At 66.6% G+C, this 24,010-nt stretch carries 30 protein-coding genes, 1 tRNA gene and 1 riboswitch; of the genes, 18 read left to right on the top strand and 13 right to left on the bottom strand.

What is annotated here, in order from left to right; translation table 11 throughout:
- From G3N98_RS12050 to G3N98_RS12015, 8 genes are all read left to right on the top strand, one after another.
- A partial coding sequence (locus tag G3N98_RS12050) for an AraC family transcriptional regulator (protein WP_206148302.1) occupies positions 1-335 on the top strand: 335 nt, incomplete at its 5' end.
- Between the two features lie 103 nt (positions 336-438).
- Entirely contained in the window at positions 439-882 is a 444-nt protein-coding gene (gene yiaA / locus G3N98_RS12045) for an inner membrane protein YiaA (RefSeq protein ID WP_206148301.1), read from the top strand.
- Positions 883-1,021: 139 nt separating this feature from the next.
- Complete coding sequence (locus G3N98_RS12040) at positions 1,022-2,086, top strand: glycosyltransferase family 2 protein (protein ID WP_206148300.1); 1,065 nt, start codon at positions 1,022-1,024, stop codon at positions 2,084-2,086.
- A 65-nt stretch (positions 2,087-2,151) separates the two neighbouring features.
- Positions 2,152-3,168 (top strand): hypothetical protein, encoded by a 1,017-nt coding sequence (locus G3N98_RS12035; protein WP_206148299.1) that lies wholly within the window; start codon positions 2,152-2,154, stop codon positions 3,166-3,168.
- Positions 3,165-3,914: a hypothetical protein gene (locus tag G3N98_RS12030; RefSeq protein ID WP_206148298.1), complete on the top strand. Its 750-nt coding sequence runs from the start codon at positions 3,165-3,167 to the stop codon at positions 3,912-3,914. Before G3N98_RS12035 ends, G3N98_RS12030 begins: the two co-directional genes overlap by 4 nt.
- A complete protein-coding gene (locus G3N98_RS12025; RefSeq protein WP_206148297.1) occupies positions 3,911-5,068 on the top strand; it encodes a hypothetical protein in 1,158 nt (385 codons plus the stop codon). Before G3N98_RS12030 ends, G3N98_RS12025 begins: the two co-directional genes overlap by 4 nt.
- Positions 5,044-5,682, top strand: coding sequence for a phosphatase PAP2 family protein (locus G3N98_RS12020; RefSeq protein ID WP_241025873.1), 639 nt, complete (start codon positions 5,044-5,046; stop codon positions 5,680-5,682). Before G3N98_RS12025 ends, G3N98_RS12020 begins: the two co-directional genes overlap by 25 nt.
- Positions 5,679-6,626, top strand: coding sequence for a fatty acid desaturase family protein (locus tag G3N98_RS12015; RefSeq protein WP_206148296.1), 948 nt, complete (start codon positions 5,679-5,681; stop codon positions 6,624-6,626). The genes G3N98_RS12020 and G3N98_RS12015 overlap by 4 nt, the downstream gene beginning before the upstream one ends.
- Before the next feature lie 162 nt (positions 6,627-6,788).
- Here G3N98_RS12015 and G3N98_RS12010 read toward each other — a convergent pair.
- From G3N98_RS12010 to G3N98_RS11970, 9 genes are all read right to left on the bottom strand, one after another.
- Positions 6,789-6,865, bottom strand: a tRNA-Lys gene (locus G3N98_RS12010).
- Positions 6,866-6,973: 108 nt separating this feature from the next.
- Positions 6,974-7,723 (bottom strand): tol-pal system protein YbgF, encoded by a 750-nt coding sequence (gene ybgF / locus G3N98_RS12005; RefSeq protein WP_011351071.1) that lies wholly within the window; start codon positions 7,721-7,723, stop codon positions 6,974-6,976.
- Between the two features lie 19 nt (positions 7,724-7,742).
- On the bottom strand, positions 7,743-8,255 hold the full coding sequence (gene pal, locus G3N98_RS12000) for a peptidoglycan-associated lipoprotein Pal (protein WP_089424598.1): 513 nt from the start codon (positions 8,253-8,255) through the stop codon (positions 7,743-7,745).
- A 17-nt stretch (positions 8,256-8,272) separates the two neighbouring features.
- Positions 8,273-9,568, bottom strand: coding sequence for a Tol-Pal system beta propeller repeat protein TolB (tolB, locus tag G3N98_RS11995; protein ID WP_043189432.1), 1,296 nt, complete (start codon positions 9,566-9,568; stop codon positions 8,273-8,275).
- 109 nt (positions 9,569-9,677) lie between these two features.
- A complete protein-coding gene (tolA, locus tag G3N98_RS11990) occupies positions 9,678-10,733 on the bottom strand; it encodes a cell envelope integrity protein TolA (protein WP_089424599.1) in 1,056 nt (351 codons plus the stop codon).
- Positions 10,730-11,179, bottom strand: coding sequence for a protein TolR (gene tolR, locus G3N98_RS11985; protein ID WP_011351075.1), 450 nt, complete (start codon positions 11,177-11,179; stop codon positions 10,730-10,732). The genes tolA and tolR overlap by 4 nt, the downstream gene beginning before the upstream one ends.
- Positions 11,180-11,189: 10 nt before the next feature.
- The gene (gene tolQ, locus G3N98_RS11980) at positions 11,190-11,867 is read right to left on the bottom strand and encodes a protein TolQ (protein WP_021157170.1); all 678 of its coding nucleotides are present in this window, start codon (positions 11,865-11,867) and stop codon (positions 11,190-11,192) included.
- 130 nt (positions 11,868-11,997) lie between these two features.
- Positions 11,998-12,483 carry a tol-pal system-associated acyl-CoA thioesterase gene (gene ybgC / locus G3N98_RS11975; protein WP_206148295.1) on the bottom strand — a complete coding sequence of 162 codons (486 nt, stop codon included), beginning with the start codon at positions 12,481-12,483 and terminating at the stop codon, positions 11,998-12,000.
- Positions 12,484-12,585: 102 nt separating this feature from the next.
- Complete coding sequence (locus tag G3N98_RS11970) at positions 12,586-13,332, bottom strand: SDR family NAD(P)-dependent oxidoreductase (RefSeq protein ID WP_089430665.1); 747 nt, start codon at positions 13,330-13,332, stop codon at positions 12,586-12,588.
- 180 nt (positions 13,333-13,512) lie between these two features.
- A riboswitch (ZMP/ZTP riboswitch) is annotated at positions 13,513-13,613 on the top strand.
- Positions 13,614-13,750: 137 nt separating this feature from the next.
- On the opposite strand from G3N98_RS11970, the gene glyA reads away from it, so the two are divergent.
- The 7 genes from glyA (at position 13,751) to G3N98_RS11935 (ending at position 18,539) form a co-directional block, all read left to right on the top strand.
- The gene (gene glyA / locus G3N98_RS11965; protein ID WP_021157166.1) at positions 13,751-14,998 is read left to right on the top strand and encodes a serine hydroxymethyltransferase; all 1,248 of its coding nucleotides are present in this window, start codon (positions 13,751-13,753) and stop codon (positions 14,996-14,998) included.
- Between the two features lie 6 nt (positions 14,999-15,004).
- Positions 15,005-15,484: a transcriptional regulator NrdR gene (gene nrdR / locus G3N98_RS11960; protein WP_089424602.1), complete on the top strand. Its 480-nt coding sequence runs from the start codon at positions 15,005-15,007 to the stop codon at positions 15,482-15,484.
- Positions 15,485-15,637: 153 nt separating this feature from the next.
- The gene (locus tag G3N98_RS11955; RefSeq protein ID WP_089460483.1) at positions 15,638-16,201 is read left to right on the top strand and encodes a GspH/FimT family pseudopilin; all 564 of its coding nucleotides are present in this window, start codon (positions 15,638-15,640) and stop codon (positions 16,199-16,201) included.
- A 5-nt stretch (positions 16,202-16,206) separates the two neighbouring features.
- Positions 16,207-16,608 carry a hypothetical protein gene (locus G3N98_RS11950; protein WP_241025872.1) on the top strand — a complete coding sequence of 134 codons (402 nt, stop codon included), beginning with the start codon at positions 16,207-16,209 and terminating at the stop codon, positions 16,606-16,608.
- Entirely contained in the window at positions 16,598-17,431 is an 834-nt protein-coding gene (locus G3N98_RS11945; protein ID WP_206148294.1) for a PilW family protein, read from the top strand. Before G3N98_RS11950 ends, G3N98_RS11945 begins: the two co-directional genes overlap by 11 nt.
- A 140-nt stretch (positions 17,432-17,571) precedes the next feature.
- Positions 17,572-18,096, top strand: a complete 525-nt coding sequence (locus G3N98_RS11940) for a hypothetical protein (protein ID WP_206148293.1) — start codon at positions 17,572-17,574, stop codon at positions 18,094-18,096.
- On the top strand, positions 18,093-18,539 hold the full coding sequence (locus G3N98_RS11935; RefSeq protein ID WP_206148292.1) for a type IV pilin protein: 447 nt from the start codon (positions 18,093-18,095) through the stop codon (positions 18,537-18,539). The genes G3N98_RS11940 and G3N98_RS11935 overlap by 4 nt, the downstream gene beginning before the upstream one ends.
- Before the next feature lie 57 nt (positions 18,540-18,596).
- Here G3N98_RS11935 and G3N98_RS11930 read toward each other — a convergent pair whose 3' ends face one another.
- The 3 genes from G3N98_RS11930 to G3N98_RS11920 form a co-directional block, all read right to left on the bottom strand.
- Entirely contained in the window at positions 18,597-19,040 is a 444-nt protein-coding gene (locus G3N98_RS11930; protein ID WP_089472227.1) for a DUF3318 domain-containing protein, read from the bottom strand.
- Positions 19,041-19,083: 43 nt separating this feature from the next.
- A complete protein-coding gene (locus tag G3N98_RS11925; RefSeq protein ID WP_011351086.1) occupies positions 19,084-19,473 on the bottom strand; it encodes a phage holin family protein in 390 nt (129 codons plus the stop codon).
- Positions 19,474-19,596: 123 nt separating this feature from the next.
- A complete protein-coding gene (locus tag G3N98_RS11920) occupies positions 19,597-19,899 on the bottom strand; it encodes a YqjD family protein (protein WP_006494044.1) in 303 nt (100 codons plus the stop codon).
- Positions 19,900-20,217: 318 nt separating this feature from the next.
- On the opposite strand from G3N98_RS11920, the gene G3N98_RS11915 reads away from it, so the two are divergent.
- The gene (locus G3N98_RS11915; RefSeq protein ID WP_069247250.1) at positions 20,218-20,856 is read left to right on the top strand and encodes a peroxiredoxin; all 639 of its coding nucleotides are present in this window, start codon (positions 20,218-20,220) and stop codon (positions 20,854-20,856) included.
- 150 nt (positions 20,857-21,006) lie between these two features.
- Here the strand turns inward: G3N98_RS11915 and G3N98_RS11910 are convergent, their stop codons facing one another.
- Positions 21,007-22,194, bottom strand: coding sequence for an acyl-CoA dehydrogenase (locus G3N98_RS11910; protein WP_021157157.1), 1,188 nt, complete (start codon positions 22,192-22,194; stop codon positions 21,007-21,009).
- A gap of 410 nt (positions 22,195-22,604) precedes the next feature.
- On the opposite strand from G3N98_RS11910, the gene G3N98_RS11905 reads away from it, so the two are divergent.
- Together G3N98_RS11905 and G3N98_RS11900 are read left to right on the top strand one after the other, a co-directional pair.
- Entirely contained in the window at positions 22,605-23,396 is a 792-nt protein-coding gene (locus G3N98_RS11905; RefSeq protein ID WP_047850652.1) for an IclR family transcriptional regulator, read from the top strand.
- 132 nt (positions 23,397-23,528) lie between these two features.
- Positions 23,529-23,939: a GFA family protein gene (locus tag G3N98_RS11900; RefSeq protein ID WP_206148291.1), complete on the top strand. Its 411-nt coding sequence runs from the start codon at positions 23,529-23,531 to the stop codon at positions 23,937-23,939.
- The last annotated feature ends 71 nt before the right edge of the window (positions 23,940-24,010 follow it).

Genomic DNA, 24,010 nt, shown 5'->3' with positions numbered 1-24,010 from the left:
CGCTGGCGGCCGACGCGCGGCTCGGCCCGTCGGTCCAGGCCGTGCTGCAGGCGCCGGAGAAACCTTGGACGGTCGAGTCGCTCGGCGACGCCTCTGCGATGTCGCGCGCGACGTACGCACGGCATTTCCGCGAGCGGGCCGGGATGAGCGTCGGCGCGTTCGTCGCGCAGATCCGGATGATGCACGCGTGCGCGCTGCTGCAGGATACGCAGCGCGGGCAGGCGGAAATCGGCCAGGCGGTCGGCTACCAGTCCGAGGCCGCCTTCGGCAAGGCGTTTCGCGCGGTGCTCGGCACGACGCCGGGACGCTGGCGGCGGGCGCAGCGCGGCATGTAAGACTGCAAGCGACGCTGTCGTGGCACGCGCCAAAGCTGCTACCATGCGCGAAACGCAGTTCAACGAAAACGATTTCGAACAAAAAGAAAGAGAGGGCAAAGCAATGAACCAGACCACCATCCAGCAGCCGTCGTTTGCGTTCGTGGCCGCGTCGTGGGCCGCGCTGCTCGCCGGTTTCGCGGCATTCCTGATCGGTCTGTGGAACGCCGGCATGCAGCTCAACGAGAAGGGCTACTACTTCACCGTGCTGGTGTTCGGTCTCTATGCGGCCATCTCGCTGCAGAAGAGCGTCCGCGACCGCGCGGAAGGCATTCCCGTCACCGGCATCTACTACGGCCTCAGCTGGATCGCGCTGCTGCTGTCGATCGCGCTGCTGGTCGTCGGCCTCGTCAACGCGACGCTGCAGTTGAGCGAGAAGGGCTTCTACGCGATGTCGTTCGTGCTCGCGCTGTTCGGCTCGGTCGCCGTGCAGAAGAACACGCGTGACCTGCAGAACGCGAAGCCGCGCTATCCCGACGCCGAATCGGCGCCGTCCGTCCAGGAGTGACGGCACGCGAAGCGGGCGCCTTCGAGGGCGCCCGTTTTGCGACGACGGTCGCGGGCGCCCCGCATTCGCCGATGCGCGGCGGGCTCCCCGCCCATTCGTTTCATCCATGCCTGTGCGCATGACGATGGAGATATTCCGGATGCCAGACTTCACAGAAACCACGCGGCACACCCGCGGGGCGGCCCATGCCGTGGCGGCGCGGGCCGCGCTCGTGCTGGAGACGAACAACCTGCGCGGCGGCGCGGGGCTCGTGCAGGCCGTCGACAGCCTGAAGCGCCTCGTCTCGGCGCTGTCGAAGCAGACCGTGCCACCCGCGGCACTCGCGCAATGGATCATCACGCACGACGGCCTGCCGGCCGATGCGTGCGCGGAGATCGCCGCGCTGGCGGGCCGCCCGATCGACTTCGTCGAGATCGGCGCGAGCACCGGCTACTACGATGCGAAGAACGACGGGTTCGACCGCGTCGACGCGGCCCGTTGCGACATCGTCGTGTTCGGCGATGCCGATTGCAGGCCGGCCGACGACTGGCTCGAGCACCTGCTTGCACCGTTCGCACGCGAAGCCGGCGATGCGCCAGCCGCGGTGGCGGGGCGCACCAGCTATGCGCCGAACGTGCTCGGCGTCGCGCTGACGTCGATCGATTTCATGTATTTCCCGAGCCCGCTGCGTGACGGTGCGACACGCAATTTCTACGCGAACAACGTCGCGTTCCGGCGCGACGTGTTCGCGCAATTCCGCTACGAGCCGCTCGACGGCGTCTATCGCGCGCATTGCCAGGTGATGGGGCTGCGGATGCAGGCAGCCGGCGTGGCCGTCGAGTTCGCACCGGCCGCGCACACCGAACATCGGCTGCCGGACACGCAACGCGAATCGCTGAAGCTGCGCTGGATGCGCGGCGAGGACAGCGTCGGGCTGACGCCGTATCTCGTAAATGCATACCTGCCGCGCGGATGGCAGTGGCTCGGTCGCAGTGGCCCGCTCGGCCCGTTCTGCGTGATGGCGATGCGGCTCGGCTATAGCCTGCGTGCGCTGAATCACCAGCAGTTGCCGCAACTTGGCGTCGTCCGCTATCTCGCGGCCGTCGGCGTCACGATCGCGGCGTCCGCCGTCGATACGCTCGGCGCGCTCGCACGCGGTTTCGGTCTCGCCGGGCGTGCATCGGCCCGGCGCGATCTCGACGCGCTGTCCTATCACCGTCATTGAACCGGCGCCGCGCATCACGCGCGGCCACGACACGCCGACACCCAGCATCCATCCTGACAACGACCATGTCCACGCTCGCCACCCGTGTTGCCTGCCTCGCCCTGTTTGCCGCCAGCGTCGGCGCCCATGCCGCGCCGGTCGACCATGCGGGGCGCGGGATCTACCACTTCGCATCGCAAAGCGGCTGCCCGTTCGCGAACGCGGCCGCCGCGGACTGCAATCGCGTCGCGCTCGATGCGCCGGACGTTCACGCGAGCATCGATACCGATGCGCACGCGATCGTCTTCTCGAGCGATGCGACGCGCCGCACGAAGGACGTGCTCGGCGACGTGCTGCTGCAGGGCACGGGCGTCGACGGCGAAGGCCGGCGCGTGCCGCTGAGCGTGCACGTGCTGCTGCGTCGCGACGGCGCGAAATGGGACCGCGACGTGTACGTCCATGCGCCCGTGCACGGCACGTTCACCGAGGTTCGGATCGATCCGTATCGCGTGCGGGTGAAGGAGGGGGAGGGCGAGCGCGACGTGCTCACGCCGGACGAAACGCTGGCGCTGTTCGCGCATCCGTCGCTGGCATCGCGGCTCGCGCGGCATTTCGTGAAGGTGAGCGCAACCGATCCGAAGCAGCCGTCCGCGGACGACATCACGATTGGGCTCGGCGTCGGCGGCCTGACGAAGTCGGTCGCGCGTGCGAGCTTTGCATCGAACGCGCCGCACGATGCCGACGTCGATCGCGCACTCGCATCCGGCACGTGGACGATTCGCTTCGATGCACTGAGCAATCACATTCCGGTGTGGGTCGCCCGGCGCGAGCTGTTCCTGTTCGGCCTGGACGGCAGCGCGCTGGTGAAGGACATGCTCACGCGCGGCTTCAGGAAGAACGACCGGATCGAGTTCGGTGCGCGTGACGGTAATGGCTATCTGCGCGTCAACGGCCGCGAGGAAGCATTTGCGGGTGCAGCCGCATCCGCGCACGCGTTCATGCAGGAAAGCTTCATCGGCCTGATCCTCGGATGGCGTCGCGATCCGGCTGGCGCTGCGGCGGCTGCGACGAAATCCGCGTCTGCACGAGGCGAGCCGGCATGAGCGCGGCAGGCGAACTGCCGGCGTCGCCGCAGGCAGCGCACGATGCACGCTTCGATTGTCTCGAGGCGCCCGTGCCGCGCGGCGCGGCGCGGGTGCGCGCGTATCTCGTCGATCGCCTCAAGCGGGCGGCGATCCGGCAGTTGCATCGCAGTACACATGGCGAGCGCTGGGTGCTGCGCATGTACCTGATCGGCGAGGAAGCGACCGAGTGCGCGTTGCACGAGGACTGGACCGGACAGCCGCCGGACTGGCTTGCGCCGCGGATCGAGCAGCACCTCGCGGACGAGCGTCGCCACGCAGCGGCGTTCGCCGATGCGCTGCGCGAGCGCGGCGTCGCGCCGTCGACTGCACCGCACGAGCCCGACTGGTTGAGCCGGCGCAAGATCATGCGATGGCGCCGGCTTGCGCAGCGCCATGCGCCGCATTTCTCGCAAGGCGTGCTCGTGCCGGCCTATGCGACGGGCCTGTGCGCGGAACAGATGGCGATGCGCGTGCTCGCGCGTCACTGCGCGACGATCGGCGATGCCCATCCGTTGTACCCGCTGCTCTCGCGCGTGCTCGCCGACGAGACGCGGCATGTCCGGCTCTGCTCGGACACGCTGCGCCGTCTGGTTGCGCCGTCCGAGGCAGCGCATCTCGCCGCGTTGCTGAACGAGATCCGCGCGATCGAGGCCGGTTTCGGCGTGACGGGCGCGCTGGCGATGGTCGCGGCCGGCTGGTTCCAGTCGCTTCGTCCGCGCGCATGATGCCGCGGATCGTCTATCTCGCGACGGCCGACGCACGCGGCCACCTGATGCGCGCGCAACTGCTCGTGCATGCGCTGCGTGCGGCCGGCGCGCAGGTCGACGTGCTGACGACGTCCGATGCGGGGCAGGCGTTCCTGGCTGCGTTCGACATCGACGCGGCCGTGCTGTCCCGTCACTACGCGGTGCAGTTCGACGAACGGCAGAACATGCTGCGCGACGCGACCGATCGCAATGTCGCGCACTACGTGTTCAGGCCGACGCGTATGCTGCGAGACATCGCGCGGTTGCGTGCGATCGTCCGCGATGCCGATCTCGTGATCAACGATTCGTTTCATCCGGCGCTGCTGTTCATGGGGGCGATGCCGGGCTGGCGGCGCCGCATCGTCCACGTGTATGGCGGCAGCCTGCGCCGCGCGTTGACCGAGAATTTCGATGCACGGCTGCCGCGCGCACTGGCGCGTGCATTTGCACGGATCGTCGACTGGCAGATCGATTCGGCGCGGTGCTGCATCGAACACGATTTTGCGTACGATGCCGCCGATGACGTCCGGCGATCGTGCGCGCATTACCGTCTGCCGACGCCAGTGCCGATCGTCGCCGGGCAACCCGCTTCGGAACCGGCTGCAGCCGCCATTTATCTGAACCCGCACTTTCGCGATATCGCGCTCGCCGATGCGTTGTCCGCCGGCATGCGCGACGCGGGGCTCGCCACCCATCGCGTCGGCGAGGGCTACGCCGAACACGACGGCTGGACCGGGGTCGACGCCGACTGGGTGACGCGCGCCGCCCATGCACCGCTGATCGTGTCGGCGCCCGGCATGGCCGCGCTGTCGATCGCACGCGTGTATCACCGCCCGATCCTGCTCGTGCAGTCCGACCAGCCCGAGCAGGCGAGCAACGCCGCGCGCGCTGCACGGCTGAAGCTCGTGCATCGCGTCGTCACTTGGCGCGGCGATGCGGGCGCGTTCCGGCAGGAAGTCGGGCAGGCCGCAGCCGAATTGATGCGCAATCCCGGTACGCAGGCAGGAACGATCGCCGGCCGCGAGCAGGCGCGTGCGCGCGTCGACGCATGGACGTCGCGCCTCCTCGCGTTGCGTCCGCATGTGCAGGCGGCCGATACGGAGACGCGATGCGAGGCGCCGGCGCCACGATGAATTCGCTGTCGTTTCGTGACGATCGCCGGCCCGATATCCGGCAGATGCTGGCCGCGACGTTCGGCATGGCAGCCGGCCTCGCGATCTTCTTTCTGCTGGAGCGCAGCGTCACGCCGCGCTACGTGTTTGCCACGTCGATCGATGCGCGGATTCCGTTCATCGCATGGTCGTGGTTCGTCTATGTCGGCTTTTTTCCGTTCGTGATTGCGCTTGCCGCGTATGCGCGGCCGCTTGCGTTCGCCGCGTTCAAGGAGGCCGTGCTGATCGCGTTCGTGCTCGGTGTCGTGTGCTTCCTGCTGTTTCCGGAAGCCGTGCCGCGGCCCGACGTCGCGGAGATCGGCAATACGTTCGTGCGTCACCGTCTCGCACGCATGTGGCAGCTCGATCTCGCGGCCAATGGTTTTCCGAGCCTGCATGTCGCAGTGACGTGCCTTGCCTGCCGGATGCTGGTGGATCGGCGACGGCTCGTGACCGTGGCGGTCGGCCTGCTGATCTGCGCGTCGACGCTGACGCTCAAGCAGCATACGGTCGTCGACGTGCTGGGCGGCGTGGCGCTCGCGATGGTCAGTGCGCTCTGGGTCGAGCGGCGTTCGTTGCGCGGGAGGCTCGCGTGACGGATGCCCCTGTTCATCATGCCGGGCCGAATGCCGAGCTTGCGCGGTTCGTGCCCGATCCCGCGCTGTTTCGCGTGAGCGCGTTGCGTGTGGGTGCAGCGTTGGCAGGCGACTGGCTGATGATTGCCGTCGCGTTCGCGGTTGCGATCGCATTTGCGCATCCGTTCGTGTACGCGTTGGCCGCGATCGTGATCGCACGCAGCCAGCTTGCGCTCGCGGTGATGATGCACGAAGCCGCGCACGGGTTGCTGGCGCGCAACCGGCGCGTCAACGATGCGCTGGGCCAACTGTTCGCGGCCGGCCCGCTGTGGCTGTCGCTGCGGACGTATCGTGCCGGCCATCTGAAGCACCATCGCGCACCGATGGAGGCGGACGATCCCGTCGCGCTGCTGTTCGGCGTGCACGACTATCCGGTGACGCGCCGGCGGCTGATCGGCCGCCTGCTCGCGTACGCATGCGGGATCGGCTACGTGACGAGCGTCGTGAAGCTCGCCCGCGGCGAGTTCGCGCATGCATTGCCGAAGGTCGGGAAGTCGCGCGCGTACGCCGCGTGGGAAGTCGCGTCGATGCTGGCCGGCAACGGTGTGCTGTTCGGCGCGCTCGCATGGGCCGGACATCCGCTGCTGTACGTCACGTTGTGGATCGTGCCGTCCGTCACGCTGCTGCCGCTCGCCGGACAGGTGCGCGCGATCTTCGAGCATGCGGGGCTGCCGGCCGGTGCCGACCAGAGCCGCAACGCGCGCACGATCGTCCGGCCTTCGTGGCAGACGTTCCTGTTCGGCCCGCACGCGATTCATTTTCATATCGAACATCACCTGTTCGCGCGGATGCCGTTCCATCACCTGCCGGTCGTGCATCGGCAGCTTGCGCAGCGGCAGTTGCTGCCCGACGGCAATCTGTACACGGGATATGGTGGCGTGCTGCGCGACGTGAGCGTGCGCTGACGCACGGGCGGGGCAGGGTGCGTGCGCAGTCCGGTGGCGGAGTCGGGAGAGTGCGGCCGAGTGCGTCGCAGACATCACCGGGATGCCGCGCTTCGATACGGATGCGACAGATGCAAAAAAGCCTCCGCTTGGGAGGCTTTAATTTGCACTATCAAAGATAGTTGGTAGGGTGGGAGGGACTCGAACCCTCGACTCTCTGATTAAAAGTCAGATACTCTAACCAACTGAGTTACCACCCCACGTTCTTGAAACCTGTTGGTTCGTTGCTTCAACAACTTGGGCAACGACCCAAAGAGCAAAAGATTATAGCGACGGGTTGTCAGGCTGTCAACAACCCGCCGCGATAATTATTTGATCGTCTCGAGCTTGCCCTGCGCGGTCTGCGCTGCGTTCGACCCGGCGTACTGCGACACGACCTGCTCGAACGTCTTCTTCGCGGCCGCCTTCTGGCCTTGTTCGAGCTGGTTCGTGCCGATTGCCACCAGGGCGTCGGCTGCGCGCGGATGCTGCGGGAACTTGCTGACGATCCCTTGCCACGTTGCAGTCGAACCGCGGTAGTCGCGCAGCGCGTATTGCGCATTGCCGTACCAGTACTGCGCGGTCGGCTGGTAGGGGCTCTGCGGATACTTCGCGATGAACGCGCGGAACGAAGCCGCGGCCGCCTTGAAGTTGCCGTTGCGGAACTGCTGCTGCGCCGCGCTGAGCGCATCCGTTTCACCCGGCTGCACGGTGCCTTCGACACCATCGATCGTCGCCTGCTGCGGCTCGAACTTCTTGAGCCGCGTGTCGAGATCCTGGTAGTACTCCTTCTGCTGCCGCTCGAGCGTCGTCAGCCGGTTCGTCAGGTCCTCGTTCTCGCCGCGCAGCGTCGCGACCTGCTGGTTCAGCTGGTCGAGACGGCCGGATTGATCGAGGATCGTACGCTGGGCGGCGGACAACTGGCTCGCCAGGTTGTCGGTTTTGCTGCGCAGATCGAGCACGGCGCGGCGCGCTTCGTTGTCGTCGAACACGCCGGCGTGCGCCGGCGCGGCCGACCACGCCGCGCCGGCGACGCAGAATGCTGCGGCAACGCGCAGCAGGGATACACGGTGCGTCATACGGCGATTCTTCCGTTACTTACTGTTGGTAGACGAGGTCGGCGCGACGGTTCTGCGCCCACGATGCTTCGTCGTGACCCGCTGCCTGCGGCTTTTCCTTGCCGAGGCTCACGGCTTCCATTTGCGAATCGTTCACGCCGAGCAGTGCCATCGCGCGACGGACCGCTTCCGCACGCTTCTGGCCCAGCGCGAGGTTGTACTCGCTCGTGCCGCGTTCGTCGGTGTTGCCCTGGATCAGCACGTGGCGCTGCGGGTGGCTCTTCAGGTACTGAGCGTGCTGCTGCATCAGCGGCTGGTACTCGTCCTTCACCGAATAGCTGTCGAAGTCGAAGTAGATGCTGCGCTTCGCGAGCGGGCTGTTCGGGTCGTTCAGCGGATCGACGTTCACTTGCGCGACGTTGTCGGCGCTCGGTTGCGTGCTGACCGCACCGCCGGCATTCGCCTTGTCGTCGAGCTTCACGCCCGACTTGCACGCTGCGAGCGCGCTGATCATCATCACGGCCAGGGCCAGACGAGCTTTATTCGACATCATGTTTACTCTCCTTGTGGTCATTGCATGAAGGGCCCCCACGACGGCTCACGTACGGAGCCGCCCTGGACGGACAGGATTTGCGGCGGCGCGCTGCCGTCCGAGGGCACTGCTGCCAGAACATTGCGACCACCCGACTGGGTAGCGTACAGAAGGTACTGGCCGTTTGCCGCGAAGCTCGGCGATTCGTCGCGATTCGTATTCGTGATGGCGTTCGCCGCGCCGGACTGCAGATCCTGAACGTACAGCTTGAAGCCCCCACCCGTGCGGGAGATGTAAGCGAGCAGCTTGCCGTCCGGGCTGATACGCGGACTCGTGTTGTAGCTGCCGGTGAAAGTCACGCGCTGCGCGGCACCGGCGCTTTCACCCTGTGCCGGCATCCGGTAGATCTGCGGCGCGCCGCCGCGATCGCTCGTGAAGTAGATCCAGCGGCCGTCCGGCGAGTAGAACGGCTCGGTGTCGATCGAGCTGCTCTGCGTGAGGCGGCGCAGGCCGCCGCCCGTCGAGTTGACCGTATAGATTTGCGTATTGCCCGTCAGCGACAGCGCGACGGCCAGCGTGTTGCTGTCCGGCGACCAGGCCGGTGCGCTGTTGTTGCCCTTCTGGTCGGAGACGATGTAGCGACGGCCGGTCGGCAGGTCGTGGATGTAGACGATCGGCTTCTTGCGCTCGAACGAGACATACGCGACCTTCGTGCCGCTCGGCGACCAGGACGGCGAGATGATCGGTTCGGTGCTCGACAGCGCGATGCGCGCGTTCTGGCCGTCCGAATCCGAGATCTGCAGCTGGTAGCGGTTGCCGGTCTTGATCACGTACGACAGGCGCGTGGCGAACACGCCGCGCACGCCGAGCAGCTTCTGGTAGATGTAGTCGGCGATCTTGTGGCCGGCCGTGCGCAGCGTGGTGTCGGTGGCCGTCAGGGACAGGCCGCCGAGGCTTTGCTGCTTCACGGTGTCGTACAGGATGAAGTTGACCTTGTACTGGCCGTTCGCCTCGCGGTTCACGCTGCCGGCGACGAACGCATTCGCGCCCTTGGCCTTCCATGCGCCGAGGTCGACCGATGCGCTCTCCGGCACGGGCGTGCTGCCGGCGTCGATGTTGGTGAATTTGCCGCTGCGGGCGAGGTCGGCGCGGACGATCGACGTGACCTGCTGCGGCAGGTTCGCCTCATTCGCGAAATTCGCCGTGGCAATGGGGAACTGGGTCGACCCGACACCGGTGATCAGCACGTTGACCTGGGCGTTAGCGGCGCTGCCCGCCGTAATCAGACACGAGGCCACGAGTGCCCTGAAACCTAGCTTTGTCATCAAACTCATGCTTCTTGCTTCCCGTATGGCTTGGATCGCTGCGCAACGGCAGAGACAGTAAAAATACCCGATTCGTTCCCGTCCGACAGCGACGCCCGGAGTGTAAGCGCAATTCTTTTCACTCCGCCGCCTTGAAGGTAATCGTAATGTCCGACGGGGTACGACCGTTAGAATCGGGCGGCAACGGGACCGATGCGTGGATTGCACTCACCACGGCTTGATCCCACCCCGAATTCCCGCTGGAGCGGGAAACCGATGCGCTCAAGACGTCACCGGACGGCGTGCACCGAATCTTGACGACGGTGGTCAGGCCTGCTCGCTCGCCGCCCCAAACGATGTTCGGTTTGACGCGGCGGCGCACCTTGTCGGCATAGCCGGGCGTCGCGGCATTGCCGCCTGAGCCCGTGCCCGTGCCGCTTTTCGCGAGGCCTTCGCCGCCGCCTTCACCGGCGCCGGACAGGCCCTGCATCTGTGCCAGGCGTGCGCTGCGCTCGCGGTCGAGCTTCGCGTTCGCTGCCGCATTGGCCTTCGCGCGCGCCGTGGCTTCGGCCTTCGCCTTGGCCTGGGCTTCCGCCTTTGCCTTCGCGGCCGCGTCGGCCTTCGCCTTCGCCGCCTGCTGCGCTTCGAGCTGCGCCTGCTTTTGCTGCTGGAGTTTCTGCTGTTCGAGCTTCTGCTGCTCGGCGAGCTGCTGTTGCTTGAGCTTGTCGGCCTGCTTCTGCTTGTCGCGTTCCGCGGCCTTCTGTGCGGCGAGTGCGGCTGCCTGCTGCGCCGCGAGCTGCGCGCGCCGGGCTTGCTCTTCCTGCTGGGCCTTCAGTTGCTGCGCGCGGCGCTGCTGCTCGAGCAGTGCTTCACGCGCGGCCGCTTCCTGCTGCCGCTTCTTCTGCTGCAGCGCGATGTCGGCCTGCTCGTCGCGCACCGGGGGAGGGGGCGGCGCGACCTTCACGGGCGGTGCGGGTGTGACAACGGGCCGCGGCGCGGGGACATCGGGCACCTCGGTCCACAGCTCGGCTTCGGCGCCGGCCGGCGTGCTGTTCTGCCACTGCACGCCGTGATACAGGAACAGCGCGAGCAGCACGTGCATCAGCGCGGCGAGCGCGAATGCGCGCCAGGTGCCGCGCTCGCGGGGAGGCTGAGGCGGGTAGGCGGAGCTGCGCGTGGATTGCTGCCGGTTCATTGCGATTTGACGAGGAGGCCGACGCGCTTGACGCCGCGCGCCTTCAGATCGGACATCACGGTCATGACGGCATCGTACTGCACCGTCTTGTCGGCCGCGATCACGACCGGCTGGTCGGGATGGTCAGCCTGCCGGGCCACGATGAAGCTGTCGAGCTCGGCCTTCGTCATCGTGTCTTCCTGGGTCGCGCCCGAGTCGCCCTTGTACTTGACGCTCATCGTGCGATCGGCCTTGATGTTGACGACGACGGGCGGCGTCTGCTCCTGCGGCGCGGCGTTGCCGACGGTCGGCAGGTTGATGATCGACGGGGCGACGAGCGGTGCGGTGACCATGAAGATCACGAGCAGCACCAGCATCACGTCGATGTACGGCACGACGTTGATGTCGGCCATTGCGCGGCGCGAGCGGCCGCCGCGCATGCTGGATCGGATGGGGCTTCCTGCCATGGCGCGCTCCTTACTGGGCCTGACGCTGCAGGATGTTCGAGAACTCTTCGATGAAGGTCTCGAAGCGGATCGCGAGGCGGTCGATGTCGTGCGCGTAGCGGTTGTACGCGACCACCGCCGGAATCGCGGCGAACAGGCCGATCGCGGTGGCGACGAGCGCCTCGGCGATGCCCGGTGCGACGTTGGCGAGCGTGGCCTGCTGCACGTTCGCGAGGCCGCGGAACGAGTTCATGATCCCCCAGACCGTGCCGAACAGACCGATGTACGGGCTGACCGAGCCGACCGATGCGAGGAACGCGAGGTTCGCTTCGAGCACGTCCATTTCACGCTGGAACGACGCGCGCATCGCGCGGCGCGCACCGTCGAGCACCAGGCCCGGATCGCTGATGCGCTTTTCCTTCGCCTTCAGGAATTCGCGCATGCCCGATTCGAAGATCCGCTCGAGCGCGCCGATCGTGTGGCGGTTGTTGGCTGCGCTCTGGTACAGCGCCTGCAGGTCGCCGCCCGACCAGAAATCCTTCTCGAAGCGTTCGGTCTGCGCGCGCGCACGGCGGATCGCAAACCACTTGCGGAAGATGAAGGTCCACGACATCAGCGACAGCAGCAGCAGCAGCCCCATCACGGCCTGGGCCAGCACGCTCGCGTTGAGGACGAGGGAAATGATCGACAGGTCTTGAGAAGTGTTCATAGAGGTTTGAGTAACGTCCCTTCGGGGCGCCCGGTATGCGTGTGGCGCGGCGCGCCGGCCATGCCTGGCGCCGAACCTTGCTTAGTATCGAATCAGAAAGGCAAGTTCATAGGCTTTGTCTAAACGGTGCTCATGCGAGCTTCGTTGACAGTGCAGTCTGCCCGTCGTTGATGACGGGCCCGCGCTGCAGCGCGTCGAGCACGGCCGGCGGGATGGCCGCGGGCCGGATGCCGGTACGGTCCACGCAGCCGAGACGGATGTGCCCGGACACGAGCAGCGTGTCTCCGCACCAGGCTTCCTGCGCGAATTCCACCGACGCGCGGCCGATGCGTCCGGGCCGGCTCGTGATCGCCAGCGTGTCGTCGAGTCGCGCCGGGGCGCGGTAGTCGAGCGACGTGCTGCGGACGACGAAGATCGCGTCGGTGTCGTCGGCGAGCTGGCGCTGGTCGATGCCGCATGCGCGCAGCCACTCGGTGCGGGCGCGTTCGAAGAACTTCAGGTAGTTGGCATAGAAGACGATGCCGCCTGCGTCGGTATCCTCGTAGTACACGCGCACCGGCCAGATGAAGCCGGACGGCGCTTCCGGGGAGCGGGTAGGCTGGGTCATGGCGCGCATTCTACCGGAAGGCAAGAGCCTGATTCGTAACCGATTCGTAACGGAATGTAGTATGTCGTAGCACACCGCGGGCCGGCGCGGAGGGGCCGGGCCCGCGTGGCTTCAGCCGCGGTGGACGGTCGGGCCGCCGGGGGCTTGCGCGATCGGCATCAGCTCGATCGTGTTGACGTTGACATGCGCCGGGCGCGTCGCGATCCAGTAGATCGTGTCGGCGATGTCCTCGGGCATCAGCGGCTGAACATTGTTGTAGACGTTCGCCGCTTTGGCGTCGTCGCCGCGATAGCGGATGTTCGAGAATTCGGTGCCGCCGCACAGGCCAGGCTCGATGTCGGTGACGCGCAGCGGCGTGCCGAGCAGGTCGGCGCGCAGGTTCAGGCTGAATTGTCTGACGAAAGCCTTGGTCGCGCCGTAGACGTTGCCGCCCGCATAAGGGTACGAGCCCGCGACCGAGCCGATATTGAAGATGTGGCCGCGGCCGCGATCGATCATGCCGGGCAGCAGCGCGTGCGTGACCGTGACGAGGCCCGTGCAGTTCGTGTCGATCATCGTGTGCCATTCGTCGAGACTGGCCTTTTGGGCCGGCTCGACGCCGAGCGCGAGGCCGGCGTTGTTGACGAGCACGTCGAGCGCCGCGAATTCGGCGGGAAGGGCGGCCGGCACGGCCTCGACGGCCGCGCGATCGCGTACGTCGAGCTCGAGCGGCAGAAGGGAATCGCCGAGTTCGGCGGCGAGCGCATCGAGACGATCCTTGCGGCGCGCGGTCGCGACGACGCGGTGGCCTCCCTTGACGAAGGCACGGGCGATGGCGGCGCCGAAGCCGGCGGACGCGCCTGTGACGAACACGATCATTGCTGCTCCTGGTGGATGACAAAATAGCGAGTGATATCCCGCAAGCCTACTGAGATTGCCGCACCGCGGCAAGGCGGCACAGCGTTCCCGCACGGGCGCGTAGAGTCTGGCCCCAATTGCTTCCGGCGCACCGCCGTGCGGTTGCCTATTCATGACGCATCCAATACACTAACGCGCTCATCACCCCTGCGTGACTGGCGATAGAACCCTTCGGGTTCAAGGTGGAGCATCCCACCGTGAAGCGCGGGGCGCCGTTTTTGCCGTTCGCCTGGGCAGCCGTTGTGCGCCGTCGCGTGCATCGCCGGTGGCTGTCCTGCCTCGCGTCATACGGATTCTTCCGCCACGTCGAGCTGGTCCCGCCAGCAGCGCACCGTACTCGGCCGCTCCGGTCAACCTGTACACACTTAACGGAAACCGTATGTTTGACAGAGCCCAAAGCACCATTGCGAACGTCGATCCCGAAATCTTTGCCGCGATCGAGCAGGAAAACCGCCGCCAGGAAGATCACATCGAGCTGATCGCGTCGGAAAACTACACGAGCCCGGCGGTGATGGCCGCACAGGGTTCGCAACTCACGAACAAGTACGCCGAAGGGTATCCGGGCAAGCGCTACTACGGCGGCTGTGAATACGTCGATGTGGTCGAGCAGCTGGCGATCGACCGCGTGAAGCAGCTGTTCGGCGCGGAAGCCGCGAACGTGCAGCCGAACTCGGGCTCGCAGGCGAACCAGGGCGTGTTCTTCGCGATGCTCAAGCCGGGCGACACGATCATGGGCATGAGCCTCGCGCACGGCGGCCACCTGACGCACGGTTCGCCCGTGAACATGTCGGGCAAGTGGTTCAACGTGGTGAGCTACGGCCTGAACGAAAACGAAGACATCGACTATGAAGCGGCCGAGAAGCTGGCGCAGGAACACAAGCCGAAGCTGATCGTCGCGGGCGCGTCGGCGTTCTCGCTGAAGATCGATTTCGAACGTCTGGCGAAGATCGCGAAGTCGGTCGGTGCGTACCTGATGGTCGACATGGCCCACTACGCGGGCCTGATCGCGGCGGGCGTGTACCCGAACCCGGTGCCGCACGCGGACTTCGTGACGACGACGACGCACAAGAGCCTGCGCGGCCCGCGCGGCGGCGTGATCCTGATGAAGGCCGAGTACGAGAAGCCGATCAACTCGGCGATCTTCCCGGGGATCCAGGGCGGCCCGCTGATGCACGTGATCGCGGGCAAGGCGGTGGCGTTCAAGGAAGCGCTGTCGCCGGAGTTCAAGGCATACCAGGAGAAGGTGGTCGAGAACGCCCGCGTGCTGGCTGAAACGCTGGTGAAGCGCGGCCTGCGGATCGTGTCGGGCCGCACGGAAAGCCACGTGATGCTGGTGGACCTGCGTGCGAAGAACATCACGGGCAAGGCAGCGGAAGCGGCACTGGGCGCGGCGCACATCACGGTGAACAAGAACGCGATCCCGAACGACCCGGAAAAGCCGTTCGTGACGAGCGGCGTGCGCCTGGGTTCGCCGGCGATGACGACGCGTGGCTTCGGTCCGGCGGAAGCGGAGCAGGTGGGCAACCTGATCGCGGACGTGCTGGACAATCCGGAAGATGCAGCGACGATCGAGCGCGTGCGCGCGCAGGTCGCCGAGCTGACCAAGCGTTTCCCGGTCTATCGCTGATCGACGATGCGCTGCCCGTTCTGCCGGCATGACGACACGCAGGTCGTGGATTCCCGCGTGTCCGAAGATGGCGCCGCGATCCGGCGGCGCCGTCGCTGCTCGGCTTGCGACAAGCGCTTCACGACGTACGAGCGGGTCGAGCTGTCCCTGCCGTTCGTCGTGAAGAAGGACGGCAGCCGCACGGAATTCGACCGTCGCAAGCTCGTCGCCAGCATGCAACTCGCGCTGCGCAAGCGGCCGGTCGCTGCCGACGCGATCGACGCGGCGGTCGCCCGCATCGAATATCAACTGCTCGCGACAGGCGAGCGCGAAGTGCGTAGCGAGAAACTCGGCGAACTCGTGATGAACGAGTTGCGCGGGCTCGATACGATCGCTTATGTCCGCTTCGCATCGGTGTATCGCCGGTTCGAGGACGTTTCCGAATTTGCCGACGTGATCGAAGAGTTCCGTCGCGCCTCTCCCGCCAAGACTCCACGTAAGCGCTGACGCGCTGCGTTCGTTCATCGTCTTCTCCGTTGGGTCAGTTCGCGCCGATTGTGTCGGTCGCGATCGCATGCCGCCAGTCAGCCATTCGGCAAATGGTGCGTGTCCGCACGTGTCGCTACAGTCGTCGCATCACCTTGGCGACGGACGACTGCGATGGGACTGCATGCTCAACCCCTGAAAACTGTATTGCGACGCGCGGGCGGATTCACGCTCGTCGAACTGATGGTCGCCATCTCGCTGGCGGCCGGGCTCGCGCTTTATGCTGCGCCCGCGTTCGACCAGTGGCGCATGCGCGAACGCGTGGATGCACGCTCGCGCGCGCTGCTCGGTGCGCTGTCGTTTGCACGTACCGAGGCGACGCGTCTCGGCGTGCGCGTCACGCTGTGCCGGGCGGGTAGCGCCGGCACCTGTCTGCGTGCGGGTGAACGGTGTGATCCGGCTGAATGGTCGTGCGACTGGATCGTCAGCGGGCAGGTCGACGGGCAGTCGCGCGTGCTGCGGCGCTATCCGCGCGATGCCGAAGTGGCCGTCGCGGGTGCCGCGCACGATCTCGCGTTCGCACCGCCGGTCGGACAGGCAATCGGTGGCATCCGGCGCTTCGAATTGCGTCCGCGACGCGACGTGCCGGGGGCGGACGACGCGCATGCGTCGCGTTGCGTGCGGATCGCGGCAGGCGGTCGGGCACGGGTTGTCGCCGGCCGTTGCGACGCGGCGTGAGCGTCATGCGCAACGCCATGCGCGGCACGTCGCTGATCGAAGCGATGCTGGCCATCGCGCTGCTCGCGACCGTCATGCTCGCCGTAGCGGGCAGCCAGCTTGCGATGGCGCGTGCGCAGCGCGCGACGATCTGGCGTGAGCGCGCGCTGTGGCTGGCCGATGCGCGTATCGAGCGCCTGCACGTCGCTGCGGAGGCCGGTGATGACCTCGCGGCGCGGGCCACGGCGTCGCTGCCCGGCGGCACGATGACGCGCGGTGACGGGCCGGATGGCGTTCGCTACACGGTTGTCGGCTGGCGTGGCGGCAATGCGGCCACCGAGCCGCGATGCGAAGCGGCGGGAAGCCCGGCGCAGCCGCCGTCGTGTGTCCGGATTCCGTATCGGGAGGCTGAAGCCGATGAACGCTGATCGCCGCATGCGTGCGCACACGTTGCTTGAAGTGTTGATTGCGATGACCGTCGGTCTGCTCGTGCTCGCGGCGGCCGGTGCGCTGTACCACGCGCAGCGCGTCGCACAGCGGCGCGCGGACGACGGGTTCCGGATGCGCGATGCGGCCGGCACCGCACTGATGCTGATCGGCCAGCAGATCCAGATGGCCGGATTTCGGCCGCTCGATTTGGAAGGCGTCTCGTCGTTGCCCCCCGTGTTCGGCTGTTCGATGGCGCGCGTGAGGGGAGAGGGCGCGCAGGTACGGTGCGAGCCGGTGCGCGGTGCGTCGGACGCTTTGCTGATCCGGTATGTCGGCGATGCCGTGTCGACGTGGCTCACCGTTAGCGGCCAGGTGTCGGATTGCCTCGGGCAGGGTGTCGGCGTGTCCGGCGAACGTGCGCCGGTGGAGAACCGCTTCGATGTGCACACCAGTCCGTCGACGGGCGAACCTGAACTGTATTGCGAAGGAAGCGGCCGTCCGGGCACGCCGCAGCCGATCGTGTCGGGAATCGATCAGTTGCGGGTGCGCTATCTTCGCCGCGGCGGCACTCAGTTCGTCGAGGCCGATGCATTGCGCGGCGACGACTGGCGCGATGTCGTGGCCGTGCATGTCTGCGTGCGGGCGCGCGGCGAACCGACGGGCGAGCCGGTGCGGCACGTCGACTGCGACGGCCGCATTGTCGTTGCGCAAGACGGCCGCGTGCGTCTGACGCTCGATCGCATCGTCGCGTTGCGCAATGCCGCGCGCACATTCGACGATACGTCGCGTGATGCCACGGATGAACGCGAGGTGCCGCGATGAACGGAGCGAGGCAGTATGCGCGCAAGAGGTCGCGGTGCGTTGCGACACGCAACATGCATGAGCGAATCGAAACACGCCGTGACGGTCCGCGGCAGGCTGCAGATGCGAAAGTCCAAACAGCGAGCCGGCAAGCGCTGCACATGCGCTTGCGGTCAGCCAGCCGCGATTGGCGTCGCGACGCGGGCCTCGCATTGCCCGCGGTGATCGCGATTGGCGCAGCGGTGGCGGCGCTGACCGGCACGTGGTTCGAAGCCGCACTGACGGAGTCGCGCCGCACGCGCGCATTATCCGATCGGCTGATCGCATTCCACGCGGCCGACGCCGCGCTGGCAGCGTGCACCGCGCGATTGCGCCGGGGCGCGGCGCCGTACGTGAGTGAAGGCGAGTCGCACGCGGAGCCCGACGCGTGGCGGCGCATGCCGGCGCTGGCGGCCGCTGAAGCGTTCGCGCCGTTCGCCGGATGGCCGATGGCCGTTCAACCGCCGCGATGCCTGATCGAAGCGTGGCGCGGGGCAGGGCCGGCCGGCGGCCGCGCATACGTCGTCACCGCGCGTGGCGTCGGTGCACATGCATCGAGCGCAGTCTGGCTGCAGCACCAGGTCGCGATCCGTGATGGGCACATCGTCGCCCTGCACTGGCGTCGCATCGCGACGGTGCTCCGATGAACGGTCGCGCGTGCGTGTACCGCTCGGCGGGATTCACGTTGATCGAACTGATGATCGTGCTCGCGATCGTTGCGGTGCTGGCAGGATGGGGCATCCCGTCGTATCGCGAGCATGTCGTGCGCGTTCATCGCGCGTCGGCGGTCGCCGCGTTGTACCGTGCGGCCCAATATCTTGAAACACTGGATGGTGTGCCGCCTTCGGCATTGCCGATGGCGCTCACACAAGCGCCGCCGGACGGGCGCGCGGTCTATCGACTGGCGCTCAGGCGGCCGGATCGCGACGATTCGCCGGTGGGTTATGACCTGGAGGCCATCCCGCTCGACACGGGCCCGATGCACGACGATGCGTGCGGCGCATTCACGCTGCGTTCGGACGGGACGAAAGGCAATGTGCGAAGTGACGGCGCCGACGGACCGGTCGCGGCGTGCTGGGGCGTGCGTTGAATGCGGCGGGAAGGCGCGCCACGGCGCTTGGCCGTGCGCGCGGGATGCCGACGACGGTCAGTCGTCGTGCGTGTCGAGTCCACGCTCGTCGCGGGACTGCTTCCAGATCCGGTAGACCTCCCATGCCGCGAAACCGAGGGTGCCCCACTTCAGCGCGGGGCCCGCGCTCGCGCGCAGCAGCGAGCGAACGGGTTTGGCGAGCACGAGCGATGCGAGCGAACTCAGCATCGGATACTGGTTGACGAGCTGTCCGAGGTTCGCGTTCAGGTTCTTGGCGGACTGGCTGAACTTGCTGCTGGACAGGCCGGGGATGAACACCTTGAGCCAGCTGAAGCGCGTCACCGCGCGGCGCATGTCGCCGGCGGCTTCCGCGAGTTCGAGCCGCTCGACTTCGGATCGCAGGATCAGCAGTTCCTTGCGGAGCGCGCGATGCTGCGACGCGCTCCAGGTCGATCGCGACGAATGGGAGCGGGGTGAATTGCCCGTGACGTTCTGGCTCATGGCGCGTCGGCGAAGTAGGTGGGAGGGGTGAGCGCGACTGCGTTCACGGCTTGCCGCGGAACAGTTCGCGGTCTTTCTCGAGTTCGGCGAGCGTCGCCTCGAATACGGTCGGCGCGTCGCGCAGGCCCGAGCGGGCCTTCAGTGCGCAGGCGATCCCGCCCGCGGCATACAGCGCGGTGATCGCCGCGAGCGACTGCCAGCGGTAGGTATCCCAGAACGCGATCGCGATGAGCACGGTCAGGCTGATGAGCGCCATCGTGGCGAGCATCATCGCGGCGAGCCCGAGGAACAGCACGCCCATCAGGCGCTCCTTCTCCTCGGCAAGCTCGATGCCCACCAGTTCGAGGCGCGTTTGCAGAAGGCCGATCGCGGAGCCGACGAGGCGGCGCAGCGGTCCTTGGCCGGACGGCTGCGAGGTGGTGTCTGTCGTCATGGGTGAGGTGCGTGCGCGTGCAGTGTGCAGCTAGGACAAAGCCGGCCGGCGGAAACTGCCGGCTGGCTTCGACGCCCGTTGGCCGCGCGACGCGGCCAGCGGGACGAAACGGCGCAGAGCGCGTTACTTGCGGTTGATCAGCAGGCCGATCAGCACGCCCACGCCGGCGGCAACGCCGATCGACGTCCACGGATGCTCGTGCACGTAGTCGTCGGTCGCGCGTGCGGCCTTCTTGCCTTTCTCGACCACCACGACCTGGACGTCGGCCGCCTTTTCCTTGGCCTGCTTGAGGCGCGACATGGCTTTCTCGCGCAGCTCGGCCGCACGGTCGCCCGTGCTGCTCGCAGCTTGCTTGAGCAGGTCTTCGGCGTCCGAGAGAACGGTTTTGATATCCGACATCAGTTTCTCCTTGTTGATTTCCGACATTGCAACTCCCTTCGTGCTGTCATGCTGCAGGTTCATATCCTAGCGAAACGCCTGCCTGCTGGCGAGCCGGGAAGACACACGGTGGCGGTGCAAGACTGCATGGTAAACGACTCGCAATCATGAACAGAGCGACAAAAGGGTTGAAAAGTTTCCCTTTCGGCCGGTTGTCCCGCCCCGACACCAGGCAAAAATGACAAAAAAGTATGAATATCAAACGGAATAATCGTTCGCATGCCCCATTGCTTCCCGTAAGCTGACAGACTTTCCCGCGCCGATCCGGGCGCGGTTTCAACCAGCATCGTTCGAGGAGGGAACATCATGAGTCTGCGTCTTGGCGACATCGCACCGGATTTCGAGCAGGAATCGAGCCTGGGCCCGATCAAGTTTCACGAATGGCTCGGCAACAGCTGGGGCGTCCTGTTCTCCCATCCGGCCGACTACACGCCGGTGTGCACGACCGAACTCGGGCTGACCTCGAAGCTGAAGGGCGAATTCGAGAAACGCAATGTAAAAGTGATCGCGCTGTCGGTCGACGGTGTCGAGTCGCACAAGGGCTGGATCAACGACATCAACGACACGCAGTCGACGGTCGTCGGCTTCCCGATCATCGCCGATGCGGACCGCAAGGTTTCGCAGCTGTACGACATGATCCACCCGAACGCGAACGAAACGCTGACGGTGCGTTCGCTGTTCGTGATCGACCCGAACAAGAAGGTGCGGCTCACCATCACGTATCCGGCCAGCACGGGGCGCAACTTCGACGAAGTGCTGCGCGTGATCGACTCGCTGCAGCTGACCGACAACTACAAGGTCGCGACGCCCGGCAACTGGAAGGATGGCGACGACGTCGTGATCGTCCCGTCGCTGCAGGATCCGGAAGAGCTGAAGAAACGCTTCCCGAAGGGCTTCAACGCGGTGCGTCCGTATCTGCGCCTCACGCCGCAGCCGAACAAGTAAGCATCGGCTGCAGAGGAACGTGATACCGGGCCGGCGGCCCGGTGCGCGGATCCGATGAAAAACGGCCCGCCCGGCATGACTGCCGGGCGGGCCGTGTCTTTTGCGCGAGCACGGCGCGGCGTGCTTGCCGCGCTTGCTGCATCCGGACGATCAGAAGAATGCCTGGATGCCCGTCTGCGCGCGGCCGAGGATCAGTGCGTGGATGTCGTGCGTGCCTTCGTACGTGTTGACCACTTCGAGGTTCACGAGGTGGCGCGCGACGCCGAATTCGTCGGAGATACCGTTGCCGCCGAGCATGTCGCGCGCGAGTCGTGCGATGTCGAGCGCCTTGCCGCACGAGTTGCGCTTCATGATCGACGTGATCTCGACGGCCGCCGTGCCTTCGTCCTTCATCCGGCCGAGGCGCAGCACGCCTTGCAGGCCGAGGGTGATTTCGGTCTGCATGTCGGCGAGCTTCTTCTGGATCAGCTGGTTCGCGGCGAGCGGCCGGCCGAACTGCTGGCGGTCGAGCACGTACTGGCGCGCGGTGTGCCAGCAGGACTCGGCCGCGCCGAGCGCGCCCCATGCGATCCCGTAGCGCGCCGAGTTCAGGCACGTGAACGGGCCGCGCAGGCCGCTCACGTTCGGCATCAGGTTCTCTTCCGGCACGAACACCTCGTCGAGGACGATCTCGCCGGTGATCGACGCGCGCAGCCCGACCTTGCCGTGGATCGCGGGCGCCGACAGGCCTTTCCAGCCTTTCTCGAGGATGAAGCCGCGGATCGCGTCCTTGCCGTTCTCTTCGAGCTTCGCCCACACGACGAACACGTCGGCGATCGGCGAGTTCGTGATCCACATCTTCGCGCCGGACAGCGAGTAGCCGCCGGGCACCTTTTTCGCGCGGGTGACCATGCTGCCCGGATCGGAGCCGTGGTTCGGCTCGGTCAGCCCGAAGCAGCCGATCCATTCGCCGGTGGCGAGTTTCGGCAGGTACTTCTGCTTCTGCGCGTCGGAGCCGAATTCGTAGATCGGGACCATCACGAGCGACGACTGCACGGACATCATCGACCGGTAGCCCGAATCGACGCGCTCGACTTCGCGGGCGATCAGGCCGTAGCTCACGTAGTTGAGGCCGGGGCCGCCGTATTCCTCGGGAATCGTCGGGCCGAGCAGGCCGACTTCGCCCATCTCGCGGAAGATTTCGGCGTCGGTGCGTTCGTGGCGGAATGCTTCGGTGACGCGCGGTGCGAGCTTGTCCTGCGCGTACGCTTGCGCGGCATCACGCACCATCCGCTCTTCTTCGGTCAGTTGCTGGTCGAGCAGCAGCGGATCGTCCCAATGAAAAGTTGCAGCACTCATCGTCTCATCTCCTGTCGACCCGAGTTAGCGCTTTAGCGCTTACTCGGGTCCCATGCTTTGCGGTCGACCCGAGTTAGCGCTTTAGCGCTTACTCGGGTCCCATGCTTCGCGGTCGACCCGAGTTGGCACATCAGCGCTTACTCGGGTCCCATGCTTCGCGGTCGACTCGAGTTGGCACATCAGCGCTTACTCGGGTCCCATGCTTTGCGATCGACCCGAGTTGGCACATCAGCGCTTACTCGGGTCCCATGCTTTGCGGTCGACCCGAGTTGGCACTTCAGCGCTTCCCCCGGACCCCATGCTTTACGGTCGGTCCCTGATTCAGCCGGGTTTGTTACCTGAGAGTTTGCTTGACTGAAGTTCCGCTGTGCGGAACAATGTTTTGCAAATCGAACCCAGTGTAGCACCAGATGACACTTTCAACCATCGACGAAACCACGATCGACGAACGCAAGTTCGTCGTCGCGCTCGCGCGCGGTCTCGACCTGCTGCGCGCATTCCGGCCCGGGGAGACGATGCTCGGCAACCGCGACTTCGCGGAGCGCACGGGGCTGCCGAAGGCGACGGTGAACCGGCTCGCCTACACGCTGACCGTGCTCGGCTACCTGCGTTACGACGAGACGCTCGGAAAGTATGCGCTCGACGCCGGCGTGCTGTCGCTCGGCTACGCACTGCTGTCGGGCTCGGGCACGATCGACCTCGCGCGGCCGCACATGCAGGCGCTCGCGCGTGACATCGGTGCGGCCGTGTCGCTCGGCTGCCGCGACGGGCTCGACATGATCTACCTGGAGACGATCCGCAGCGAGACCGCGCTGACGCTCGGGCTCGCGCCCGGCTCGCGGCTGTCGATGCTGACGAGCTCGATGGGGCGCGCGTACCTGGCCGTGCAGCCGGAAGACGTGCGCCGCGCGCTTTATGCGGAGCTGCATCGTGCGGCCGGCGGCGCGGCCGACGCCGATGCGCTCGTCGCCGCCGCGCAGCAGGCGGTGGCCGAGTTTTCGGCGGGTGGCTGCTGCTATTCGTTCCGGGCGTGGCACATGGACGTCAACGCGGCGGCCGTCCCGTTTCGCGAGCCGCGCGAGGGGCGCTGGCTGATCCTGAGCTGCAGCGGCCCTGCATCGTCGATGGACGAGGACGTGTTCCGTACGCAGGTCGGGCCGAAGCTGAAGGCGCTCGCGCAGCGGCTAGGGCAGACGGCCTGAGCGACGGGCGCGCGCGGTGGGGTGCCGTCGCCGGTACGGTCGGCAGCGCCCGGGCACGACACCGCCGCCGGTTGTGCCACGAACGAACCGCGCGCATGATCGTTCGCCAGCTCACCGACGAAGAGGCTTGCCATGTCTCACGCAGAATCGATGGAAGGCGGATGCGCATGTGGCGCGATCCGGTACCGGATCACCCGTGTTCCGGCCGACGCCGGCTTTTGCCACTGCCGGCTCTGTCAGCGCACGACCGGCGCGGCGGTCGTCGCGTCGGCATCGGTGCCAATCGACGCGTTCGAATACCTGCAAGGCGAGCCGACGGTGTATGCGTCGAGCGCGTGGGGCGAGCGGCGCTTCTGCGGCCGTTGCGGCGCGCAGCTCGAATACCGGCTCAGTGATGCACCCAGGACGGTCGAGATCAATTACGCGACGCTCGACGAGCCGTCGCGGCTACGTCCGGCCTGGCATGTCTGGTATGGGGATCGCTTCCCGGGCATCGAGATCGACGACGATCTGCCCAAGTACGATGACGGTGGAAGGGCGTAAGCGGTAGGTTACCGCCGACATCGACCGTGCCGGCAACGAGGCGCGCGCGTTCCCGCTAAGCCGGTCTTTCC

Source organism: Burkholderia sp. Tr-20390, from assembly GCF_017104595.1.
In the GTDB taxonomy this organism is placed as follows: Bacteria; Pseudomonadota; Gammaproteobacteria; order Burkholderiales; family Burkholderiaceae; genus Burkholderia.
The sequence above is the reverse complement of the archived record's forward strand: the minus strand, read 5'-3'. Positions and strand labels throughout refer to the sequence as shown.

Bases quoted from the DNA above. Each gene is read 5' to 3' on its own strand.
- yiaA (WP_206148301.1), top strand. From the start codon at position 439: ATGAACCAGACCACCATCCAGCAGCCGTCGTTTGCGTTCGTGGCCGCG.
- G3N98_RS12040 (WP_206148300.1), top strand. From the start codon at position 1,022: ATGCCAGACTTCACAGAAACCACGCGGCACACCCGCGGGGCGGCCCAT.
- G3N98_RS12035 (WP_206148299.1), top strand. From the start codon at position 2,152: ATGTCCACGCTCGCCACCCGTGTTGCCTGCCTCGCCCTGTTTGCCGCC.
- G3N98_RS12030 (WP_206148298.1), top strand. From the start codon at position 3,165: ATGAGCGCGGCAGGCGAACTGCCGGCGTCGCCGCAGGCAGCGCACGAT.
- G3N98_RS12025 (WP_206148297.1), top strand. From the start codon at position 3,911: ATGATGCCGCGGATCGTCTATCTCGCGACGGCCGACGCACGCGGCCAC.
- G3N98_RS12020 (WP_241025873.1), top strand. From the start codon at position 5,044: ATGCGAGGCGCCGGCGCCACGATGAATTCGCTGTCGTTTCGTGACGAT.
- ybgF (WP_011351071.1), bottom strand. From the start codon at position 7,723: ATGACGCACCGTGTATCCCTGCTGCGCGTTGCCGCAGCATTCTGCGTC.
- pal (WP_089424598.1), bottom strand. From the start codon at position 8,255: ATGATGTCGAATAAAGCTCGTCTGGCCCTGGCCGTGATGATGATCAGC.
- tolB (WP_043189432.1), bottom strand. From the start codon at position 9,568: ATGAGTTTGATGACAAAGCTAGGTTTCAGGGCACTCGTGGCCTCGTGT.
- tolA (WP_089424599.1), bottom strand. From the start codon at position 10,733: ATGAACCGGCAGCAATCCACGCGCAGCTCCGCCTACCCGCCTCAGCCT.
- tolR (WP_011351075.1), bottom strand. From the start codon at position 11,179: ATGGCAGGAAGCCCCATCCGATCCAGCATGCGCGGCGGCCGCTCGCGC.
- tolQ (WP_021157170.1), bottom strand. From the start codon at position 11,867: ATGAACACTTCTCAAGACCTGTCGATCATTTCCCTCGTCCTCAACGCG.
- ybgC (WP_206148295.1), bottom strand. From the start codon at position 12,483: ATGCGCGCCATGACCCAGCCTACCCGCTCCCCGGAAGCGCCGTCCGGC.
- G3N98_RS11970 (WP_089430665.1), bottom strand. From the start codon at position 13,332: ATGATCGTGTTCGTCACAGGCGCGTCCGCCGGCTTCGGCGCCGCCATC.
- glyA (WP_021157166.1), top strand. From the start codon at position 13,751: ATGTTTGACAGAGCCCAAAGCACCATTGCGAACGTCGATCCCGAAATC.
- nrdR (WP_089424602.1), top strand. From the start codon at position 15,005: ATGCGCTGCCCGTTCTGCCGGCATGACGACACGCAGGTCGTGGATTCC.
- G3N98_RS11955 (WP_089460483.1), top strand. From the start codon at position 15,638: ATGGGACTGCATGCTCAACCCCTGAAAACTGTATTGCGACGCGCGGGC.
- G3N98_RS11950 (WP_241025872.1), top strand. From the start codon at position 16,207: ATGCGCAACGCCATGCGCGGCACGTCGCTGATCGAAGCGATGCTGGCC.
- G3N98_RS11945 (WP_206148294.1), top strand. From the start codon at position 16,598: ATGAACGCTGATCGCCGCATGCGTGCGCACACGTTGCTTGAAGTGTTG.
- G3N98_RS11940 (WP_206148293.1), top strand. From the start codon at position 17,572: ATGCGCTTGCGGTCAGCCAGCCGCGATTGGCGTCGCGACGCGGGCCTC.
- G3N98_RS11935 (WP_206148292.1), top strand. From the start codon at position 18,093: ATGAACGGTCGCGCGTGCGTGTACCGCTCGGCGGGATTCACGTTGATC.
- G3N98_RS11930 (WP_089472227.1), bottom strand. From the start codon at position 19,040: ATGAGCCAGAACGTCACGGGCAATTCACCCCGCTCCCATTCGTCGCGA.
- G3N98_RS11925 (WP_011351086.1), bottom strand. From the start codon at position 19,473: ATGACGACAGACACCACCTCGCAGCCGTCCGGCCAAGGACCGCTGCGC.
- G3N98_RS11920 (WP_006494044.1), bottom strand. From the start codon at position 19,899: ATGTCGGAAATCAACAAGGAGAAACTGATGTCGGATATCAAAACCGTT.
- G3N98_RS11915 (WP_069247250.1), top strand. From the start codon at position 20,218: ATGAGTCTGCGTCTTGGCGACATCGCACCGGATTTCGAGCAGGAATCG.
- G3N98_RS11910 (WP_021157157.1), bottom strand. From the start codon at position 22,194: ATGAGTGCTGCAACTTTTCATTGGGACGATCCGCTGCTGCTCGACCAG.
- G3N98_RS11905 (WP_047850652.1), top strand. From the start codon at position 22,605: ATGACACTTTCAACCATCGACGAAACCACGATCGACGAACGCAAGTTC.
- G3N98_RS11900 (WP_206148291.1), top strand. From the start codon at position 23,529: ATGTCTCACGCAGAATCGATGGAAGGCGGATGCGCATGTGGCGCGATC.